The organism is Longimicrobium sp. (genome assembly GCA_036389795.1).
Lineage (GTDB): Bacteria > Gemmatimonadota > Gemmatimonadetes > Longimicrobiales > Longimicrobiaceae > Longimicrobium.
In genome coordinates this window covers 29229-45078 of sequence record DASVWD010000065.1, presented here as the reverse complement: position 1 = coordinate 45078, position 15850 = coordinate 29229, and the positions used below count along the sequence as shown (strand labels likewise).

Below are 15850 nucleotides of genomic sequence, written 5' to 3'. Positions count from 1 at the left end.
GAGACGCCGAGCCTCCTCCCGGTCACCCGTGGGGAAAGGGGCGTCGTGCTCCTGAGACACACCTCTCGCCCGACGGCCCTCTCCGACAGCGACCGCAAAGCCGCACGGCGAATGTCCCGAGCTTCGTGAATAACCGAGGCTGATATTGCTATCTCGTGATGAGCTCATCTTGAGATATGGACGATCAATCCCTGTAAGCTTGAACGGAGAAGCCGAGGGCTTGAAGGCGTTTGATGCTCTGAACAGCCTTTTAGTCGAGAGCCGGTATTCTGAAACCGCGCTCCCCGAACTAACTATGGTCGACCTACAACGTGATCTTGAGTAATCTTCTCCAGCCTCAATCCGATCTCATCCGTATCGGGCCGCAGCGTCGTCGCCATGCTACTCCCGCGGGTTACCAGCCTGCTGCACCACGCGGGCGCCCGTCACCCGGCCGGCCTGGTCAAGCGTGTACTCGATCAGCGCGCCCGAGGCGTGGCGCACCGTGCGCACCGTCTGGCCCGCCGCGTTGGTGGCCGTGCGCACCAGGGGGAGGCTGGTGATGGAGCCCAGCGTGCGCGTGTTCACCACCTGCCCGGCGGTGTCGAGGGTGCGCTCCACCAGGTTCCCCGTCTGGTCGAGCGTGGTCTGCACCGTCTGCCCCAGCGTGTTCACGGTCTGGGTGAGGAGCCCGCCGGGCTGGGTGACGTTCTCCAGCGTCCGCCCGGCCGCGCCCACCGCCTGGTCCACCACGCCGCCCGGCCGGAGCGCGGCCCCGGTCACCCCGCCCACCGTGCCGAGGGTGCGCTGCACCGTGCCCGTGAGCTGCGAGACGATCTCGGGGTGGGCGTCGACGAAGGCGAGCGTGCGCTCGACGACGGCCACCACGTTGTCCAGGTCCACCAGCAGCAGCGCCTCGGCGCGGATGCCGTTGATCCCCAGCTGCACGTCGCCGATGAAGACGTCGGCGCCGGCGTTGACGCGCACCAGGTTGGCCACCGCGGCGTGCAGCGCCAGGCGGGCCTCCACGTTGTCGACGTCCAGCCGGATGCGCTCCACGCACAGCTCGGGGACGTTCACCACCACGTCGTACCCCTGCGCGCGCGGGGGCAGGCCCGGCTGCGTGCCGCCCGGCGCCGCCCGGCACTGGACGACCTCCCGCTGCTGCGCCGGCTGCCGGTCCCGGTCCCGCTGCGCCCCGGCCGCCGCGGGGAGCAGGAGCCCCAGCGCCACCAGCACCGCACACCCGCTCGTCGTTCGCATCGGCGCGCTTCTCCTCTCCGGGTGAGGACGCCCGCGGACCTCCCAACGGCCCGCGTCCGGCCAGGTGCGGCGGGCAGGAAGCGTGCCGGGCGGGGCACGGAAGTTGATCCGCGCACGCCCCGGCGAAAGGACCCCGAGATGAACCCTGCGACCCGCGCCCCGGCCCTCCTCCTCGCGCTCCTCCTGCTGGGGGCGCGGGGGGCGCTCGCGCAGACGCCGGACCCCTGCGCCGCGCTCGCTCCAGTAGTGGCCGCCGCCGACTCGCTGCGCGGCGACTCGGCCGCGGGGCGCCCGGACGTGGTGATCCGCGCCTCGGTCTCCGCGCGCGAGCTGCGCTTCGAGAGCGAGCCGCGCGCCAGCGTGCGCCTCACCGGGTGCGCGCCGGGAGACACGGCGGGGCGGGTGCGGGTGCTGGAGCGGCGCAACCTCCCGGAGCGGGTGCAGCCGGGGGTCACCTACCGCGACGTGTACGTGGCGGTGGAGATCGTGGGCCGGCTGGAGGCCGCGTGCCTGCTGGGGCTGGCGGCGGACTCGGCGGCCGCGCGGGGGCGGCCGCTCCCCTGCGCCCCGGCCGCGCGCGACACGGCCAGTCGCGCACCTCCGCCCCCGCCCCGGCCCTGACGCGGGGCGGCACGGAGCCTGCGCCCGGCGCGGCCGGCGGTCCGGCGGAAGGATGGAGGGGTGAGACGACGCGGAGGCACCCGGCTTCCGCGCGAACCACACGCGGGAGGTTGCGATGAGGTGTCCCGGGCTGAGCGTCGCGCTGCCGCTGCTCCTGGTCGTGGCGGCCCGGGGGGCGGCCGCGCAGCAGGACACCGCGCGCGCCAGGCCGTCCCCCGCGCCGGTCCCGGTGCAGCGCGCCGCGCAGGGGGGCGCGCAGACGGGCACGTCCAACTACGACGTGGTGCTGGAGGTGCCGAACCTCTCGGTGGACTCCATCGGCCTGACGGTGGCGGACGTGCGCGCGCACCTGGCGCTCGACGCCAACGCCGCCAACCTGGTGACGCTGGTGGCGGGCGCCGACATCTCGATCCAGCGCGTGCAGCTGGAGCTGGTGGGGGTGCGGGCCGAGGCGTACGTCTACGTCGACCTGGACAACGTGGCCCGCATCGTCAACCGCGTGCTGGCCACGCTCGACCGCAACCCGCAGATCCTGACGCAGGTGCTCACCACCGTCGACACGCTGGTGGGCACCGTGGGCGGGGTGGCGGGCGCCGCGCTCCGGCCCGGCGGCGTGGCGGAGCAGGCCGTGGGCGCGGTGGGCCGCACGCTCGACAACGCCACCCGGCCGGGCGGGCTGCTCAGCCAGACCGTCAACACGCTGGGGCAGACGGTGCAGACCACGCTCGGCCAGACGGGCGGCATCGTCGAGCGGACGCTGAACACGGCGGGGCAGGTGGTGGGGACGCGGACGCTGGGCTCCGTCACCACCCTGCCGCTGGTGCGCACGGCCACCAACGCCGCCGGCCAGACGGTGCGCACCGTGCGCCACGCCTCCGGCGCGCTGATCGAGTACACGCTCGACCAGGCCGGCCGCGTCCTCAACGCCCGCGTGGTGCAGCAGGCCGCCGGCCCCCGCTGACCGCGAGAGGCGCCGAGCGAAAGGCCGGGCTCGCCACGGGCCCGGCCTTTCGTATCTCACGATCCTGATACCATCTTCCGAGAGCCACCAGGCATCCCGAGAGATGTCATTCCGAGTGGAGCCCGATGCACTGAACCCGCGGTGCCACCGAAGCTGGCCGGGCTCCCGAGGAATCTACCCGCGGCTGCAGCGAGGTCGAATCCGTGCGGAGAACCAGCCACCCGGCGGGGTGGGTAGATTCCTCGGACGCCGCCCGGCCTGGTGTGAAGGTTCGTTCGGTGCTGCGGCGCCGCTCGGAATGACATCCTTTCAGCGAGCCGTTGCACACTGATCCGAGGAATTCGGCCTGGATTCCTGGTCGACTTTACGACACCGCTCCCCGGCTCCCATGTCCGCAGGCCCGCGCCTCTCCATCGTCGTCCCCGCGCTCGACGAGGCGGAGGGGATCGTGGAGACGCTCGCGGCGCTCGGGCCGCTGCGGGCGCGGGGGCACGAGGTGATCGTGGTGGACGGCGGGAGCGCGGACGCCACGGCCGAGCTGGCGCGGCCGCTGGCGGACCGGGTGCTGGCGGCGGAGCGCGGCAGAGCGCGCCAGCAGAACGCCGGCGCCGCCGCGGCCGCGGGCGACGTGCTCCTCTTCCTGCACGCCGACACGCACCTGCCGCCGGGTGCCGACTCGCTGGTCCTGGGCGGGCTGGAGCGCACGGGGCGCGGGTGGGGGCGCTTCGACGTGCGACTTACCGGCCGGCACCCGGTGCTGCGCGTGGTCGAGCGGATGATCGGCCTGCGCTCGCGGCTGTCGGGGATCGCCACGGGCGACCAGGCCGTGTTCGTGCGCCGCGACTGGTTCCGCCGCGCCGGCGGCTTCCCCGACCTGCCGCTGATGGAGGACGTGGCGCTCAGCCGCGCGCTCAAGCGGCTGGGCCCGCCGCTCTGCCTGCGCGAGACGGTCGTCACCTCCAGCCGGCGCTGGGAGCGGCGCGGCGTTTTCCGCACCATGCTGCTGATGTGGCGCCTGCGCTGGTCCTACTGGCGCGGCGCCGACCCGGCCGTGCTGGCGGAGCGGTATCGATAGAAGATCGGAGTGCGCGCGCATGCTCGCGGAGCGCACGGATCTCCGCGTGGGAGTCCGCGCAGGCGGACTTCGTGTCGTTGTTGCAGCGAATTCATTCGCCCGCAACCCCGCGCGGCCGGCAAACCCCTTGCGGCCAACGACAAAGACGATGATCGGACGATTCTGGAGAGGATGGACCACGCAGGAGAACGCGGACGCCTACGAGCAGCTGCTGCGGACCAAGGTGCTTCCCGGCATCCACCGCGTGAAGGGCTACCGCGGCGCGTACCTGATGCGGCGCGACGTGGAGGAGGGCGTCGAGTTCGCCACGCTCACCTTCTTCGCGAGCATGGACGCCGTACGCGCCTTCGCCGGAGAGGACTACGAGATCGCCGTCGTCCCGCCCGAGGCGCGCAGGCTCCTCTCGCGCTTCGACGAGCGCTCGGTGCACTACGAGGTCGCCATGGCGCCGGAGTAGATCAAAAAGCCTCACACAGAGGGCACAGAGGACACGGAGGAACGGCGGATCGGATGAAGTTCTCTCTGTGTCCTCCGTGTCCTCTGTGAGATGATTTTCGAACCTGCGGACGCAGTTTCAGCCGCCCTCGCGCGCCCAGTCCACCCACCCTGCCGGCAGGTCCGCCGCCCGGTCGACGTCGCCCAACGTCTCCAGCAGCGCGGGCTCGATCCCCGTCTCCCGCAGGATCTCCAGCGTGCGCGCCAGCACGCGGTCCGTGCTCCACGGCACGTCGGCGAACGCGGCGCCGATCATCTCCCTGAGCCCCAGCAGCCAGTAGCCCCCGTCGCGCGCCGGGCCCAGCACCGCCGCGTGCGTCTCCAGCAGGTCGAACGCGCGCCGCAGCAGCCCCGCCGTGAGCTCCGGCAGGTCCGAGCCGATGATCACCACGCGCCGGAACCCCGCCGCGAACGCCTCCGCGAACGCCGCCCGCATCCGCTCCCCCAGGTCCGGCGTCCGGGCCTGGGGGAGGTAGGCCGGGCCTTCTCCCAGCCAGGAGCGGACCGCGTCCCCCGCGTCCGCCGGGGTGAAGTGCACGCGCACCGACACGTCCGGCCCCAGCGCCTGCGCCTCGGCGACGGCGCGCTCGGCCAGGCGCCGGTAGACGCGCAGCGCCGCCTCCGGCCCGATCTCGGCGGCCAGGCGGGTCTTCACGCGCCCCGCCTCCGGCGCGCGGACGAAGATCAGGACGGCGTCGATCGGCTCACCACTCGTGGAAGACGACGAACACGGCCGCCACGATCAGCCCGAAGCCCACCAGGTAGTTCCACTTCAGCTCCTCGCGCAGGTACAGCACGCTGAAGCCCGCGAATACCACCAGCGAGATCACCTCCTGGATGGTCTTCAGCTCCGCGGCCGTGAAGCGCCCGTGGCCGATGCGGTTGGCCGGCACCTGGAAGCAGTACTCGAAGAACGCGATCCCCCAGCTCGCCAGGATCACCGTCACCAGGGGCAGGCCCTTGTGCTTCAGGTGCCCGTACCAGGCGAAGGTCATGAACACGTTGGAGATCAGCAGCAGGACGATGGTCGTCATGGGAAGGTGCGAAGTGCGAGGTGCGAAGTACGAAGTACGAAGTGCGTCAGTACGCCGGTGGGCGGATTGGGTGCCGGGAGAGGAGAAAATCCCGTGGCGTACGTTGTGCACGGGCGTTTCCGCACCACGGAGCGGGACGACCTCACCGGACGACACAATGGCGAAGCTGATTTCCGACACCCCGCGGGCGAAGACGCTCGCGGCCGCGCTGGCCTCCGCCGCGGTCGTGGGGGTGGCGTGGGCGCTCGACGCTTCGCAGCGCGAGCGCCGCCAGAGCGAGATGCACCGCATCCTGGTGGAGCTGCTCCTCAACGCGCTCACCGCCGACGACCCCGTCACCGCGCGCCACAGCCGCCGCGTGGCCGACCTGAGCTACGCGCTGGCCGAGGCGTGCGGGATGGCGCGGGGCGAGCGGGCGACGCTGCGCGTGGCAGCGCTCCTGCACGACATGGGGAAGATCGACGACCGCTTCTTCCACATCATCCACTCGCGCAAGCCGCTCTCCCGCGAGCAGCGCGACCAGATCAAGAGCCATCCCCACCAGAGCGCGCACATCCTGGAGCCGCTGGAGAAGCTGCACCCCGGCATCCAGGACATCGTCTCGTCGCACCACGAGTGCTGGGACGGCAGCGGCTACCCGCGCGGCCTGGGCACGCAGGAGATCCCGCTGGGCGCGCGCATCATCACCGTGGCCGACGCATTCGACGCCATGACGCAGCCGCGCCGCTACAAGGACCCGCTCTCGGTCGAGGAGGCGCTCGACAAGCTGGAGGAGGGCGTGGGCCGCCAGTTCGACCCGCAGCTGGTACGGCTGGTGGAGAGCCCGCCGGTGCTGGGCCTGTGGCGTGAGGTCGCCGAGCGCGGCCTGCGCGACGAGCGCGAGCACCTGGCGCACCCCAACCCCACCGAGGCCGCCATCAACGCCCACTCCGGGTGAAAAGCCGGTGCGAGGTGCGAGGTGCGAGGTGCGAAGTGCGTAGATGTGAGCGCCCGCCGGGCTTCACCGGCGGGCGCTCTCGTCAAGTCCGGACGAGCTGCGGATGATCGGAGCGGCGTCAGCCCATCCGACCGATTCGCCACCCACCAGGCACGTCGATTAGATCCCTCGGGATGACATCTGCCTGGTCCGCTCCTCAGACCGGTCCGGCATCCGTCACCGCACTTCGCACTTCGCACCCCGCACTTCGCACCGCCGTTCAGATCGGCCCGAACGCCGCGGCGATCGCCTCCGGCGCGTCCGCGGGCGAGGCGGCCGGCTCCGGGCCCGACGCTGCGCGGACGAAGGCGCGCACCAGCGGCGGGGTGGCGTTGCGCAGCGCCGAGCGCTCGGGCTGGAAGAGCGTCGCCACGAAGAACGGGTGCTCCGGCAGCTCCAGCACGCGCACCTCGCCCGCGGCGTCGAAGCCGGTGAAGCGCATCCCGTGCTCCTCCAGCACCGTCACGAACTCGGGGTTCAGGCCGTACGAGCAGTGGTACTCCTCCAGCACCTGGCTGGCCCCGTACGCCTCCCGCACGCGCGAGCCCTCCACCAGCCGCACCCGCCCCGACTGCTCCACCAGCGCGCACGCCAGCGGCGCCACCACCAGCGAGCCCCCGCCCTGGCTCGTCTCCGCGTGGTCCGCGTCCGCGATCCCGCACACGCCGCGGGCGAACTCCACCACCGCGTGCTGGAAGCCGCCACAGGTGCCCAGGAACGGCAGCCCGCGCTCGCGCGCGTGGCGGATCGCCAGCAGCGCGCCCTCCATGCTGCGGTAAGGGCTGGCCGGCACGCACCAGAGCGCGTGCAGGTGCCCCAGGCTGGCGTGCGGGTCGCGCTCCACCTCTTCCGTGGGGATCCACACCGCGTCCACCGCGCGGCCGAGCGAGAGCGCCGCCAGCCCCAGCGCCTTGGGGATCGCCCGGTGCGCCGTCACCTCGGGGTCGTGGTCGCCCACCAGTCCAACGAAGATCGGCTCCATCGCGGCCTGCCGGTCTGAAGGTTCCTGGCTCGGGACGTTTTGTCGGGGGAACGGGAGAAAGATGAAGCGCGGCACGAAGCGGCGGAAGTCTTTTCACGCGAACGACCTCCGCCGCGCCGTCTCTGCTACGCGGGCGCGGAGCAGCGTAGCACCGCCGGCGCAATGCTGTCATTCCGAGGCCCGACCGCACCGAACCGGCATCCGCACGCATGACGGCAGGGCCGAGGAATCTTCTCACCTCGCCAGGTAGGCCGGGCGCGGCAGCGACACCGATCCTCCCTCGCCGCATCCCCCGTTGTTCATCCTGTTCAGATCCGAACAACAATCTGGCTATGAATGATGAAGCAGGGCGGGATCCGCGCCGCTGCCGCGCCCAACCTGCGGTGACGAGGGGAGTAGATCCCTCGGCCCTGCCGTCATCCAAGCCGATGCTGGTCCCGTGTGGTCGGGCCTCGGGATGACGGCGAACACCACAAGATCAAGCCTGCCCGCAGAACTCCGCCGCCGCGCGGGCCAGGACCTCCACCAGCTGCACGTGGCTGTCGACGTCGGCCCACTCCTCGTCGGCGTGGGCGCCGGCCCCGCGCGCGCCGAACGCCACCGCGGCGATCCCGGCGTCCGCGATCAGCGCCGTGTCCATCCAGTACGGCTCGCCGATCGTCTCCGGCTCCCGGCCCAGCACCTCCGCCGCGGCCGCGAGCACCGCGCGCACCACCGGCGCGTCGGCCGGCGCCTCGAACGAGCCGCGCGCCAGCATCGTCCGCACGTCCGCGCGGAAGGTGGGGTCCTCGGCCGCGAGCGCGCCGGAGATGGAGCGGAGCTGCGAGAGCACCAGCTCCTCCGTCTCGCCGGGGATGGTGCGGCGCTCGATCTCCAGCCGGCAGTGCGCCGCGTAGGTGCTGGTGCCGGTGCCGCCGCGCAGCACCGCCGCGTGCAGCGAGGGCGGCCCCACCAGCGGGTGCGGCGCCGAGGCGCGCAGCTCGCGCTCCAGCCCGTCCAGCCGCGCCAGGAAGCGCCCCATCCGCATGTTCGCGTCGACCCCGTCCTGGAAGCGGCTCCCGTGCGCCGCCCGCCCGTGCGTCTCCACCTCCACCCACACGAACCCCTTGTGCGCCAGGCACACGCGCATCTCCGTGGGCTCGGTGACGATGGCCGCGTCCGCGGTGGCGCGCGTGAGCAGGTCCGCCATCCCCAGGCTCGCCACCTCCTCGTCGGCCACCGCGGCGATCAGCAGGTCGCCCCGGAGGCGCGCGCCCGCGTCGCGGAGCGCCTTCACCGCGGCCAGGCACGCCGCCAGCCCGCCCTTCATGTCGTAGGCGCCGCGCCCGTACACGCGCCCGTCCCGCACCTCGCCCGAGAACGGGTCCGCCATCCCCTCCACGCCCACGGTGTCCGCGTGCGCGTAGAGCATGAGCGATCGTCCGCTCCCGGCGCCCGCCAGCCGTCCGAGCACGCTCGCCCGCCCCGGCTCCGGCTCGAAGCGCTCCGCCGCCATCCCCAGCCGCTCCATCTCTTCGGCCACGAAGGCGGCGATCTCGCGCTCGTCCGTGGCCCCCTCGCTGAACGCCGGGTTGATCGAGTTGATGCGGACCAGCCGGGAGAGCAGGTCCGTGAAGTACTCGCGGTCCGCGCGCATGGTGGGATCGGGTGAGGGTGGAGGAGTGAAAAATCATAAACAGCCTGGCCTCACGCAGAGGTAGCAGAGGTAGCAGAGGAAAACCGCGCGAGTGCGATGAAGTTCTCTGCTTCCTCTGCCGACTCTGCGGGAGGATTTGCGGTTTTCCCTACTCCGCCCGCCCGCCGGTGACGAGCACGACCGCGGTCTTTCCCTCCAGCGACTCGGCCTCGGCGAGGCGCGCCAGCCCGGCGAGCGCCGCCGCGCTGGTGAACTCCGCCCGCACCCCGGCCTCGGCGCTCAGCAGGGCGGCGGCGCGCTCCGTCTCGGCGTCGGGGACGGCCAGCATCGTCCCTCCGCTCGCCTCCAGCTCGCGCAGCAGGCGGCGCGCGTTGCGCGGGTGCCGCACGGCGATGGACGCCGCGCGGGTGCGGCCCTCCTCGTCCGCGTCCGCCTCGCCGCGGAAGCGGCGGACCAGCGGCTGCACCCCCTCGGCCTGCACCCCCACCAGCCGCGGCAGCGCCTCCGCGCGCCCCACCTCGCGCAGCTCGCGGAAGCCCTTCCCCATGGCCGCCAGGGTGCAGCCGTCGCCCACCGGCGCCACCACCAGGTCCGGCACCCGCCCGCCGAGCTGCTCGGCCACCTCGAGGGCGGCCGTCTTCTTCCCCTCCACCAGGAAGGGGTTGAAGGCGCAGTTGCGGCTGAACCACCCCCGGCGCGCCCCCTCGGCCTCGGACTCGTCGAAGGCGCGGTCGTAGTCGCCCGTGGAGACGTGCACGGCCGCGCCGAAGCGGTGCAGCCACGCCAGCCGCGCGAACGAGACGCGCGCCGGCACCCACACGTGGCAGGCCAGCCGCGCGGCCGCGCAGAAGCCCGCCAGCGAGATCGCCGCGTTGCCCGCCGAGGCGCAGTAGAGGGTGTCCTGCCCCCGCGCCGCAGCGAGAGAAACGGCCACGGCGGTCGCGCGGTCCTTGAGGCACTGCGTGGGGTTCGCCGTCTCGTCCTTCAGGTACAGCGCCTTCAGCCCGAAGTGCTTCGCCAGGCGCGGCGACGACAGGAGCGGCGTCCCCCCCGCCGGCAGCAGCGGCACCCGCGGCGCGGCGACGGGGAGGAAGGCCTGGTAGCGGAAGACCCCGCCGCGCCCCGCCTTCCCGCCCCCCAGGCCGGAGCGGGGGAGCCGCGCGCGCACCTCGTCGTAGTCGTAGCGGACGTCCAGGATGCCGGGATCGCCCTCGCCCGCGCCGCACGAGGGGCAGAGGTACGCGTGCAGGTCGAACGGCTGCACGTCGCCGCAGCGGAAGCAGGCCAGGTCGGCGGTGGCGGGAGGAGGGGCGGCAGGCATGGTCTGTATACTGTATACAATCCGGGTCGGACGCAAGGCGGCCGCAGCAAAGCGCAGCAGCCAGAAAGGTCACCGGTCCGCCTCGCACCCGCTGTCATCCCGAACGCGTTCGGCGGCTGGTCGCCGGTGGGAAAGGCGCTGACGACCAGCCATTCCCCGGCCGCCGCCGCGCTCGGCAACCGCATCTACGCGACAGGCGCATCTATCTCAGGTGGGCGCTGTAGGACGGCCGCGCGCGCCAGGACCGGGCGAGACTTCGCCGCGGTGCGGCGGCGAACCTGCACGGGGCCGAGAGAGCGTCGGCGGCGGGCCGCCGCTCCGCTTCCGCAGACGCGGTAGACCTCGTGCGAGGCGGCGGTGCGTCCGGCGGGCTGCGGGGGCCGAGGCAGCCCTTCGACCGGCGGAAACGTCTCCCCGCGTCGAGTCGAGCCCCTCTCCCGCACGGCGGGGGAGGGGGCTACTCCCGCTCCTCGGCCCGCATCGCCAGGCCGCGGGGGCGGAGCGTGATGGTCGGGTGGGGGAGGACCCGGGCGCCGGGGACGTGGCGCAGCCGCCAGCGCCGGGCGAGGGTGGCCAGCGCCAGCACGCCCTCCAGCCAGGCGAAGCCCTCGCCGATGCACTTGCGCGGGCCCGCGCCGAAGGGGAAGTAGGCCAGGCGCGGCTGCGCGGCCTCCGCCTCCGGCGTCCAGCGGTCGGGGTCGAAGCGCTCGGGGTCGGGCCACCAGCGCGGGTCGCGGTGGACCACCCACGGGCTCATCAGCACCGCCGCGCCGGCCCGCACCCGGAAGCCGCCCGCCTCGAAGTCGGCCAGCGGCTCGCGACCGATCGTCCACGCCGGCGGGTACAGGCGCATCGACTCGGCGAAGACGGCGCGGGTGTAGGGGAGGCTCGGCACGTCGCCGGCGCCCGGGAGGCGGCCGGCGGGGAGAGAATCGACCTCGGCGTGCAGGCGCGCCTCGGCGTCGGGGTGGAGCGCCAGCAGGTGCCAGGTCCAGGCGAGCGCGTTGGCGGTGGTCTCGTGCCCGGCCAGGAAGAGGGTGAGCGCCTCGTCGCGCAGCTGCTCGTCGGTCATCCCGCCGCCGTCGCCCTCCTGGTCGCGCGCGGCCAGGAGCATGGAGAGGAGGTCGCCGCGGTCCTCGCCGCCCGAGCGCCGCCGCTCGATGATGCGGTAGACGGTGGCGTCGAGCGACTCGCGCGCCCGCTTCATCCGGAGCGTCCCCGGCACCGGGAGCCGGTCGAGGACCACGCCGAGCGGGTTGGTGAGGCGCCTGAACATCTCCAGCGCCACGTCGAGCGCCCTCGCCACTTCCGCGGCCTCGCCCTCCACGTCGGCGCCGAAGAGCGTCTTCCCGGCGATCGCCAGCGTCATGCGGTTCATCTCGCGCGCCACGTCCAGCTCCGCCCCGGCCCGCCAGCGCTCTCCCGTGCGCGCGGCGTACTCCGCCATGGTGGCCCCCAGCGCGGCCACGCGCTCGCGGTGGAAGGCGGGCTGGGCCAGGCGGCGCTGGCGCAGGTGGAAGTCGCCCTCGCTGGTGAGCAGGCCGCTGCCCAGCAGCACCCGGGCGCGCTGCAGCGCCAGGCTCTTGATGAAGTTCCGGTGGCGGGTAACCAGGACGCCCTGCACCAGCTCGGGGTGCGAGAGGAGGTACAGGCGCCGCGGCCCGAAGCGGAAGCGGACCACGTCGCCGTGCGCGCGCTGCAGGCCGGTGAGGTACGCGAGGGGGTCGCGGCGGAAGGCGGCCAGCCGCGCGAAGGGGAGCCCGCCGCGCGGGCCGGGCGGGTCGGGGAGTCCGGCCGGGGCCCGCTCCCGGACCGGCGCCGTGGCCGTGCTCACCGCCGCCCGCCGGCTACCGGGCGCAGCAGGCGTGGATCGCCGAGCCGATGCGGCCCCAGCGGGCGGCGCTGACGAAGCGGGGGAAGGGCGCGTCGCGGTTCCTGTCGTACGACCAGTAGATGAAGAGCGGCTTGCCGCGGATCACCTCGCGCGGGATGAAGCCCATGAAGCGCGAGTCCAGCGACGACTCGCGGTTGTCGCCCATCAGGAAGTAGTGGCCCGCCGGCACCACCAGCGGCCCCCAGTTGTCGCGCGTGGGGTGGTAGTCCTCGCGCTTCACCGAGGGCAGCAGCGCCTCCATGTGGTTGTGGTAGCCGTGCCGCTCGGGGTCCACCATGGGGTCGCCCACGCCGCCGGAGAAGGGGATCGGGGAATCGGGGGTGCCCAGGCGGTGCACGTACGGCTCGTCGAGCGCCTTCCCGTTGCGCATCACCACGCCCTGCCGCGACTCCAGCGTGTCGCCGGGCGTGCCGATCACCCGCTTCACCACGTCCTGGATCGGGGTGTTGTAGGTGGGGCGGAAGACGACGATCTCGCCGCGGCGCGGGTCGCGGACGGCGGGGAGCCGCGTGCCCACGAAAGGGAGCCGCGCGCCGAAGACGGCGTTGTTGGCCATCAGGTAGTCGCCCACCAGGAGCGTCTCCTCCATGCTCTCGGAGGGGATCGAGTACGCCTGCACCAGGAAGGTGCGGATGAAGAGGAACAGCACCACCGCGATGGCGATGGACTTGGCCCACTCCAGCGCCTCGTTGCGGGGCGGCTTGCCGGCCTTGCCGTCGGCGCCCTTGTCGTCGGCGCTCTTGCTGTCGGATGCGGGGCGCCTGGCGGGCTTGCCGCCGCGCAGCGCCGCCCGGCTCTCGGGACTGGCCACGTTCTCGGTTGCGTACAGGGAAAGGCCTCGCCGGCGGAGTCGCGAGGGGCCGGCGAGGCCGGTACGAAATATCCGCCGGGCGGGCGGAAAGCACAACCGCCCCGGGCGGGGAGAATACGCCGGGGCGGGGGGAAAGTTTCCTGGGACTGCGAGTGCGAAGTGCTGGGTGCGAAGTGCGAAGTGCGACGACATCCGGGGAATGGGGCATCTGCCTGGCCCGCCACCCACCAGACCCGCCAGGTAGATCCCTCGGGTCGCTACCGCTCCCCTCGGGATGACATCCGTTCAGCTGGATCTTCGGTCTTCAAGCAGCTCCGCTACGACCCGGTGTTCCGCACCTCGCACTTCGCACTATCCCCGCCGCCGCTCCGGGATCGTCGCGCTCAGGATCAGCGACACGGGGCGGCCGGTGTCGGGGTCCAGCGGCTCGTAGGTCTCCACCAGGATCAGCCCCGCGCGGCGCAGCTCCAGCACCCAGCGGCTGAAGGTGCGGAAGTAGTAGGGGATCGGCTCGGGGAAGCCCAGGCCGGGGAACGCCTCCTCGCGCCACCCGTCCCGGTACGGCTCGCCCTCGCCGCACGCGCCCGGGTGCAGCGTCTGGATCAGCACGCGGCCGTAGGGGAAGAGGGTGGCGCCCACGGCGTAGAGGATCCCCGTGACCTTGTCGTCCAGCAGCGAGAAGTTGAACACCACCGTGCCGAACGGCCCGCGCAGGAGCCGCGGGTTCTCGGCCGCGTCGGAGTACGAGAGCACCCGGAAGTCGCCCCCGCCCAGCTCCCTGGCCCGCTCGACGAGCCGCGCGCTCCCGTCGATCCCCGCCACCTTGTGCCCGAACTCCGCCAGCCGCCTGGCCAGCCACCCCTCGCCGCACCCGGCGTCCAGGATCGGCCCGGTGGGCACCTGGCGGATCACCTCCACGATCGCCTCGTCGGTGATGCGGCGCGTGGGGAGGGCGCCCTCGCGCACGGCGCCCGTCCAAGCGTCGGCGTCGGCGTCCCAGGTGGCGAGCATGCGGCGCTCGGCCGGGAAGGGATGGACCTTCTGCGTGGTGTTCATCGTCCGAAGTAGTCCGGCGCGGCGCCCGGCCTCCACTTGATGCTGCACCCCAGGCTGGGCTTCTGGTCGGCGGAGACGGGGCGGCCCTCCAGCACGGCGTCGAGCGCCGCGCGCAGGTCGCGCCCGGTGACGGGGACGCCGTTCGAGGGCCGGCTGTCGTCGAACTGGCCGCGGTAGACCAGCCGGTGCCCGGCGTCGAAGAGGAAGAAGTCGGGCGTGCACGCGGCGCGGTACGCCTTCGCCACTTCCTGCGTCTCGTCGTACAGGTAGGGGAACGGGTAGCCGGCCTCCTCCTTCTCGCGCCGCATGGCCTCGGGCGAGTCGGCGGGGTAGCGCTCGGCGTCGTTGGAGCTGACGGCCACCACGGCCACGCCGCGCGGCGCGTACTCCTCGGCCAGGCGCGCCAGCGCCGGCCGCAGGTGCTTCACGTACGGGCAGTGGTTGCAGATGAACATCACCAGCAGCGCCGTGGCCCCCTTCGCGTCGTCCAGGGTGACGGTCTTCCCGTCGGTGTCGGGCAGCGCGAACCAGGGCGCCGGCGTCCCCAGCTCCAGCATGGTGGATGGCGTGGCTGCCATGCGTCCGTCGTCCCTCCCGATCCTCGGTTCCGGTGCGTCGGCGGCCCCGGGGCCCTCGCCCGGGCGCCGCTCCCGCATCGCCACCCTCTCCCGGCCGCGGGAGAGGGTGCGGTGCCGTGCTCGGTGCGTGCGTTTTCGCGTGTGTGAGGGGCAATGTACCACGGACGTCCGCAGATGTCCATTCCCGGCTCGCCGTCTTAATCTTTGGTTCTTCGTCGATTGGGTTGCAGGTAAGTAGAAGCAGAGTGGACACCGGCCCGAGACGCTGATCGTCTCGGGCTCCGCGATGGAGCTCGCGGCGAGCGCGCCCTCGTTCGCTGCGGGTGCAGGCTTGTGGGCGGCAGCCCTCGGCCTCATCAGCGCGGCGCGGGAGTTCCCGGTGCTCGTCAGAGCGACGGGCGCCGTTGCGGCCGTGCTGTTCGCGATCACAGCAGCCCGGATGTTCCTCGGGGCGCGCCTGACGGCGCTATCGGCCCCGCTGCCATTCTGCGCCTATCCCTTCCTGGCCATCACCCTGCTCGGCTGGGCCTGGGCGCACCTCGGGACGCGACCGGCGCGGAACGCCGCGCCGTGAGCGTGGGACCCGTCGATCGAATGTTCGCGACTCCGCCCGATAGCCCCGGCCAGTGTGAGCCGGGACTATCGGACGACCGACCGCGAGATCCTCGTCTCTGTTACTGTCCCGAGCTCTCACCCAGGGCGACGAGAAGCTCGTCCAGCTGATCGAACGTCTCGCCCATTGCATCGGCTGCCCCGGTGCCGGCAGCGTCGAGCGCTTCCTTCGAAGGATAGCTCTCGTGCAGGACCACCAGCGTCTTGCCGCCCTTTTCCTCGAAGGTCACCGTGGTGACAGGCCCGCCCTCGCCGCCTTCTTCATTGGTCCACGCGAGGCGCGAGTACGGCTTCACTTCGACATACGTGCCGAAAAACGCGGCAGGCTCGGGGCCACCGTGGTCGAATACCAATCGGTACTTGCCTCCGACACGAGCATCCACTTCGCAGGACAGCAGGGTCATTCCCATCGACTTGGGCACCCACCAACGCTTGAGCAGCTCGGCCTTGGTAAATGCCTCGAACACGATGCGCGCCGGGCCGTTGATGGTCCGCGTGACAACCACCTCGCGGTCCGACTTCCGTTCCACCGTGGTGCGGTTCTTCACGGGGCCGG

At 72.7% G+C, this 15850-nt stretch carries 17 protein-coding genes; 6 read left to right on the top strand and 11 right to left on the bottom strand.

Going from position 1 to position 15850, the window contains the following annotated elements; translation table 11 throughout:
- Window positions 1-381: 381 nt before the first annotated feature.
- Entirely contained in the window at window positions 382-1242 is an 861-nt protein-coding gene (locus VF746_08245) for a hypothetical protein (GenBank protein ID HEX8692392.1), read from the bottom strand.
- A gap of 138 nt (window positions 1243-1380) precedes the next feature.
- On the opposite strand from VF746_08245, the gene VF746_08240 reads away from it, so the two are divergent.
- The 4 genes from VF746_08240 (at window position 1381) to VF746_08225 (ending at window position 4356) form a co-directional block, all read left to right on the top strand.
- Window positions 1381-1863 (top strand): hypothetical protein, encoded by a 483-nt coding sequence (locus VF746_08240; protein HEX8692391.1) that lies wholly within the window; start codon window positions 1381-1383, stop codon window positions 1861-1863.
- A 115-nt stretch (window positions 1864-1978) separates the two neighbouring features.
- The gene (locus tag VF746_08235; protein HEX8692390.1) at window positions 1979-2824 is read left to right on the top strand and encodes a hypothetical protein; all 846 of its coding nucleotides are present in this window, start codon (window positions 1979-1981) and stop codon (window positions 2822-2824) included.
- Window positions 2825-3212: 388 nt separating this feature from the next.
- On the top strand, window positions 3213-3899 hold the full coding sequence (locus VF746_08230) for a TIGR04283 family arsenosugar biosynthesis glycosyltransferase (protein HEX8692389.1): 687 nt from the start codon (window positions 3213-3215) through the stop codon (window positions 3897-3899).
- A 148-nt stretch (window positions 3900-4047) separates the two neighbouring features.
- Window positions 4048-4356 (top strand): antibiotic biosynthesis monooxygenase, encoded by a 309-nt coding sequence (locus tag VF746_08225; protein HEX8692388.1) that lies wholly within the window; start codon window positions 4048-4050, stop codon window positions 4354-4356.
- Window positions 4357-4473: 117 nt separating this feature from the next.
- Here the strand turns inward: VF746_08225 and VF746_08220 are convergent, their stop codons facing one another.
- Window positions 4474-5079, bottom strand: coding sequence for a TIGR04282 family arsenosugar biosynthesis glycosyltransferase (locus tag VF746_08220; GenBank protein ID HEX8692387.1), 606 nt, complete (start codon window positions 5077-5079; stop codon window positions 4474-4476).
- A 19-nt stretch (window positions 5080-5098) separates the two neighbouring features.
- Complete coding sequence (locus VF746_08215; GenBank protein HEX8692386.1) at window positions 5099-5428, bottom strand: DMT family protein; 330 nt, start codon at window positions 5426-5428, stop codon at window positions 5099-5101.
- 157 nt (window positions 5429-5585) lie between these two features.
- Here VF746_08215 and VF746_08210 point away from each other — a divergent pair, with 157 nt between their 5' ends.
- The gene (locus tag VF746_08210; protein HEX8692385.1) at window positions 5586-6365 is read left to right on the top strand and encodes an HD domain-containing phosphohydrolase; all 780 of its coding nucleotides are present in this window, start codon (window positions 5586-5588) and stop codon (window positions 6363-6365) included.
- A 259-nt stretch (window positions 6366-6624) separates the two neighbouring features.
- Here VF746_08210 and VF746_08205 read toward each other — a convergent pair whose 3' ends face one another.
- The 7 genes from VF746_08205 to VF746_08175 form a co-directional block, all read right to left on the bottom strand.
- The gene (locus VF746_08205) at window positions 6625-7386 is read right to left on the bottom strand and encodes a CTP synthase (protein ID HEX8692384.1); all 762 of its coding nucleotides are present in this window, start codon (window positions 7384-7386) and stop codon (window positions 6625-6627) included.
- A gap of 478 nt (window positions 7387-7864) precedes the next feature.
- A complete protein-coding gene (locus VF746_08200) occupies window positions 7865-9022 on the bottom strand; it encodes an ArgE/DapE family deacylase (GenBank protein ID HEX8692383.1) in 1158 nt (385 codons plus the stop codon).
- Window positions 9023-9170: 148 nt separating this feature from the next.
- Window positions 9171-10343: a pyridoxal-phosphate dependent enzyme gene (locus VF746_08195; protein HEX8692382.1), complete on the bottom strand. Its 1173-nt coding sequence runs from the start codon at window positions 10341-10343 to the stop codon at window positions 9171-9173.
- Window positions 10344-10800: 457 nt separating this feature from the next.
- A complete protein-coding gene (locus VF746_08190) occupies window positions 10801-12177 on the bottom strand; it encodes a cytochrome P450 (protein ID HEX8692381.1) in 1377 nt (458 codons plus the stop codon).
- A gap of 13 nt (window positions 12178-12190) precedes the next feature.
- Window positions 12191-13048, bottom strand: a complete 858-nt coding sequence (lepB, locus tag VF746_08185; protein ID HEX8692380.1) for a signal peptidase I — start codon at window positions 13046-13048, stop codon at window positions 12191-12193.
- Window positions 13049-13399: 351 nt separating this feature from the next.
- On the bottom strand, window positions 13400-14104 hold the full coding sequence (locus tag VF746_08180) for a class I SAM-dependent methyltransferase (GenBank protein ID HEX8692379.1): 705 nt from the start codon (window positions 14102-14104) through the stop codon (window positions 13400-13402).
- Window positions 14101-14682, bottom strand: coding sequence for a thioredoxin family protein (locus VF746_08175; protein HEX8692378.1), 582 nt, complete (start codon window positions 14680-14682; stop codon window positions 14101-14103). The genes VF746_08180 and VF746_08175 overlap by 4 nt, the downstream gene beginning before the upstream one ends.
- A gap of 286 nt (window positions 14683-14968) precedes the next feature.
- Here VF746_08175 and VF746_08170 point away from each other — a divergent pair, with 286 nt between their 5' ends.
- Window positions 14969-15256, top strand: a complete 288-nt coding sequence (locus VF746_08170) for a hypothetical protein (protein ID HEX8692377.1) — start codon at window positions 14969-14971, stop codon at window positions 15254-15256.
- 100 nt (window positions 15257-15356) lie between these two features.
- On the opposite strand, the gene VF746_08165 is transcribed toward VF746_08170, so the two are convergent.
- Window positions 15357-15842, bottom strand: coding sequence for an SRPBCC domain-containing protein (locus VF746_08165; GenBank protein HEX8692376.1), 486 nt, complete (start codon window positions 15840-15842; stop codon window positions 15357-15359).
- Between the last annotated feature and the right edge of the window lie 8 nt (window positions 15843-15850).

Bases quoted from the DNA above. Each gene is read 5' to 3' on its own strand.
- VF746_08205 (HEX8692384.1), bottom strand. From the start codon at position 7,386: ATGGAGCCGATCTTCGTTGGACTGGTGGGCGACCACGACCCCGAGGTG.
- VF746_08210 (HEX8692385.1), top strand. From the start codon at position 5,586: ATGGCGAAGCTGATTTCCGACACCCCGCGGGCGAAGACGCTCGCGGCC.
- VF746_08215 (HEX8692386.1), bottom strand. From the start codon at position 5,428: ATGACGACCATCGTCCTGCTGCTGATCTCCAACGTGTTCATGACCTTC.
- VF746_08245 (HEX8692392.1), bottom strand. From the start codon at position 1,242: ATGCGAACGACGAGCGGGTGTGCGGTGCTGGTGGCGCTGGGGCTCCTG.
- VF746_08235 (HEX8692390.1), top strand. From the start codon at position 1,979: ATGAGGTGTCCCGGGCTGAGCGTCGCGCTGCCGCTGCTCCTGGTCGTG.
- VF746_08170 (HEX8692377.1), top strand. From the start codon at position 14,969: ATGGAGCTCGCGGCGAGCGCGCCCTCGTTCGCTGCGGGTGCAGGCTTG.
- VF746_08195 (HEX8692382.1), bottom strand. From the start codon at position 10,343: ATGCCTGCCGCCCCTCCTCCCGCCACCGCCGACCTGGCCTGCTTCCGC.
- VF746_08240 (HEX8692391.1), top strand. From the start codon at position 1,381: ATGAACCCTGCGACCCGCGCCCCGGCCCTCCTCCTCGCGCTCCTCCTG.
- VF746_08200 (HEX8692383.1), bottom strand. From the start codon at position 9,022: ATGCGCGCGGACCGCGAGTACTTCACGGACCTGCTCTCCCGGCTGGTC.
- VF746_08175 (HEX8692378.1), bottom strand. From the start codon at position 14,682: ATGGCAGCCACGCCATCCACCATGCTGGAGCTGGGGACGCCGGCGCCC.
- VF746_08225 (HEX8692388.1), top strand. From the start codon at position 4,048: ATGATCGGACGATTCTGGAGAGGATGGACCACGCAGGAGAACGCGGAC.
- VF746_08230 (HEX8692389.1), top strand. From the start codon at position 3,213: ATGTCCGCAGGCCCGCGCCTCTCCATCGTCGTCCCCGCGCTCGACGAG.
- VF746_08180 (HEX8692379.1), bottom strand. From the start codon at position 14,104: ATGAACACCACGCAGAAGGTCCATCCCTTCCCGGCCGAGCGCCGCATG.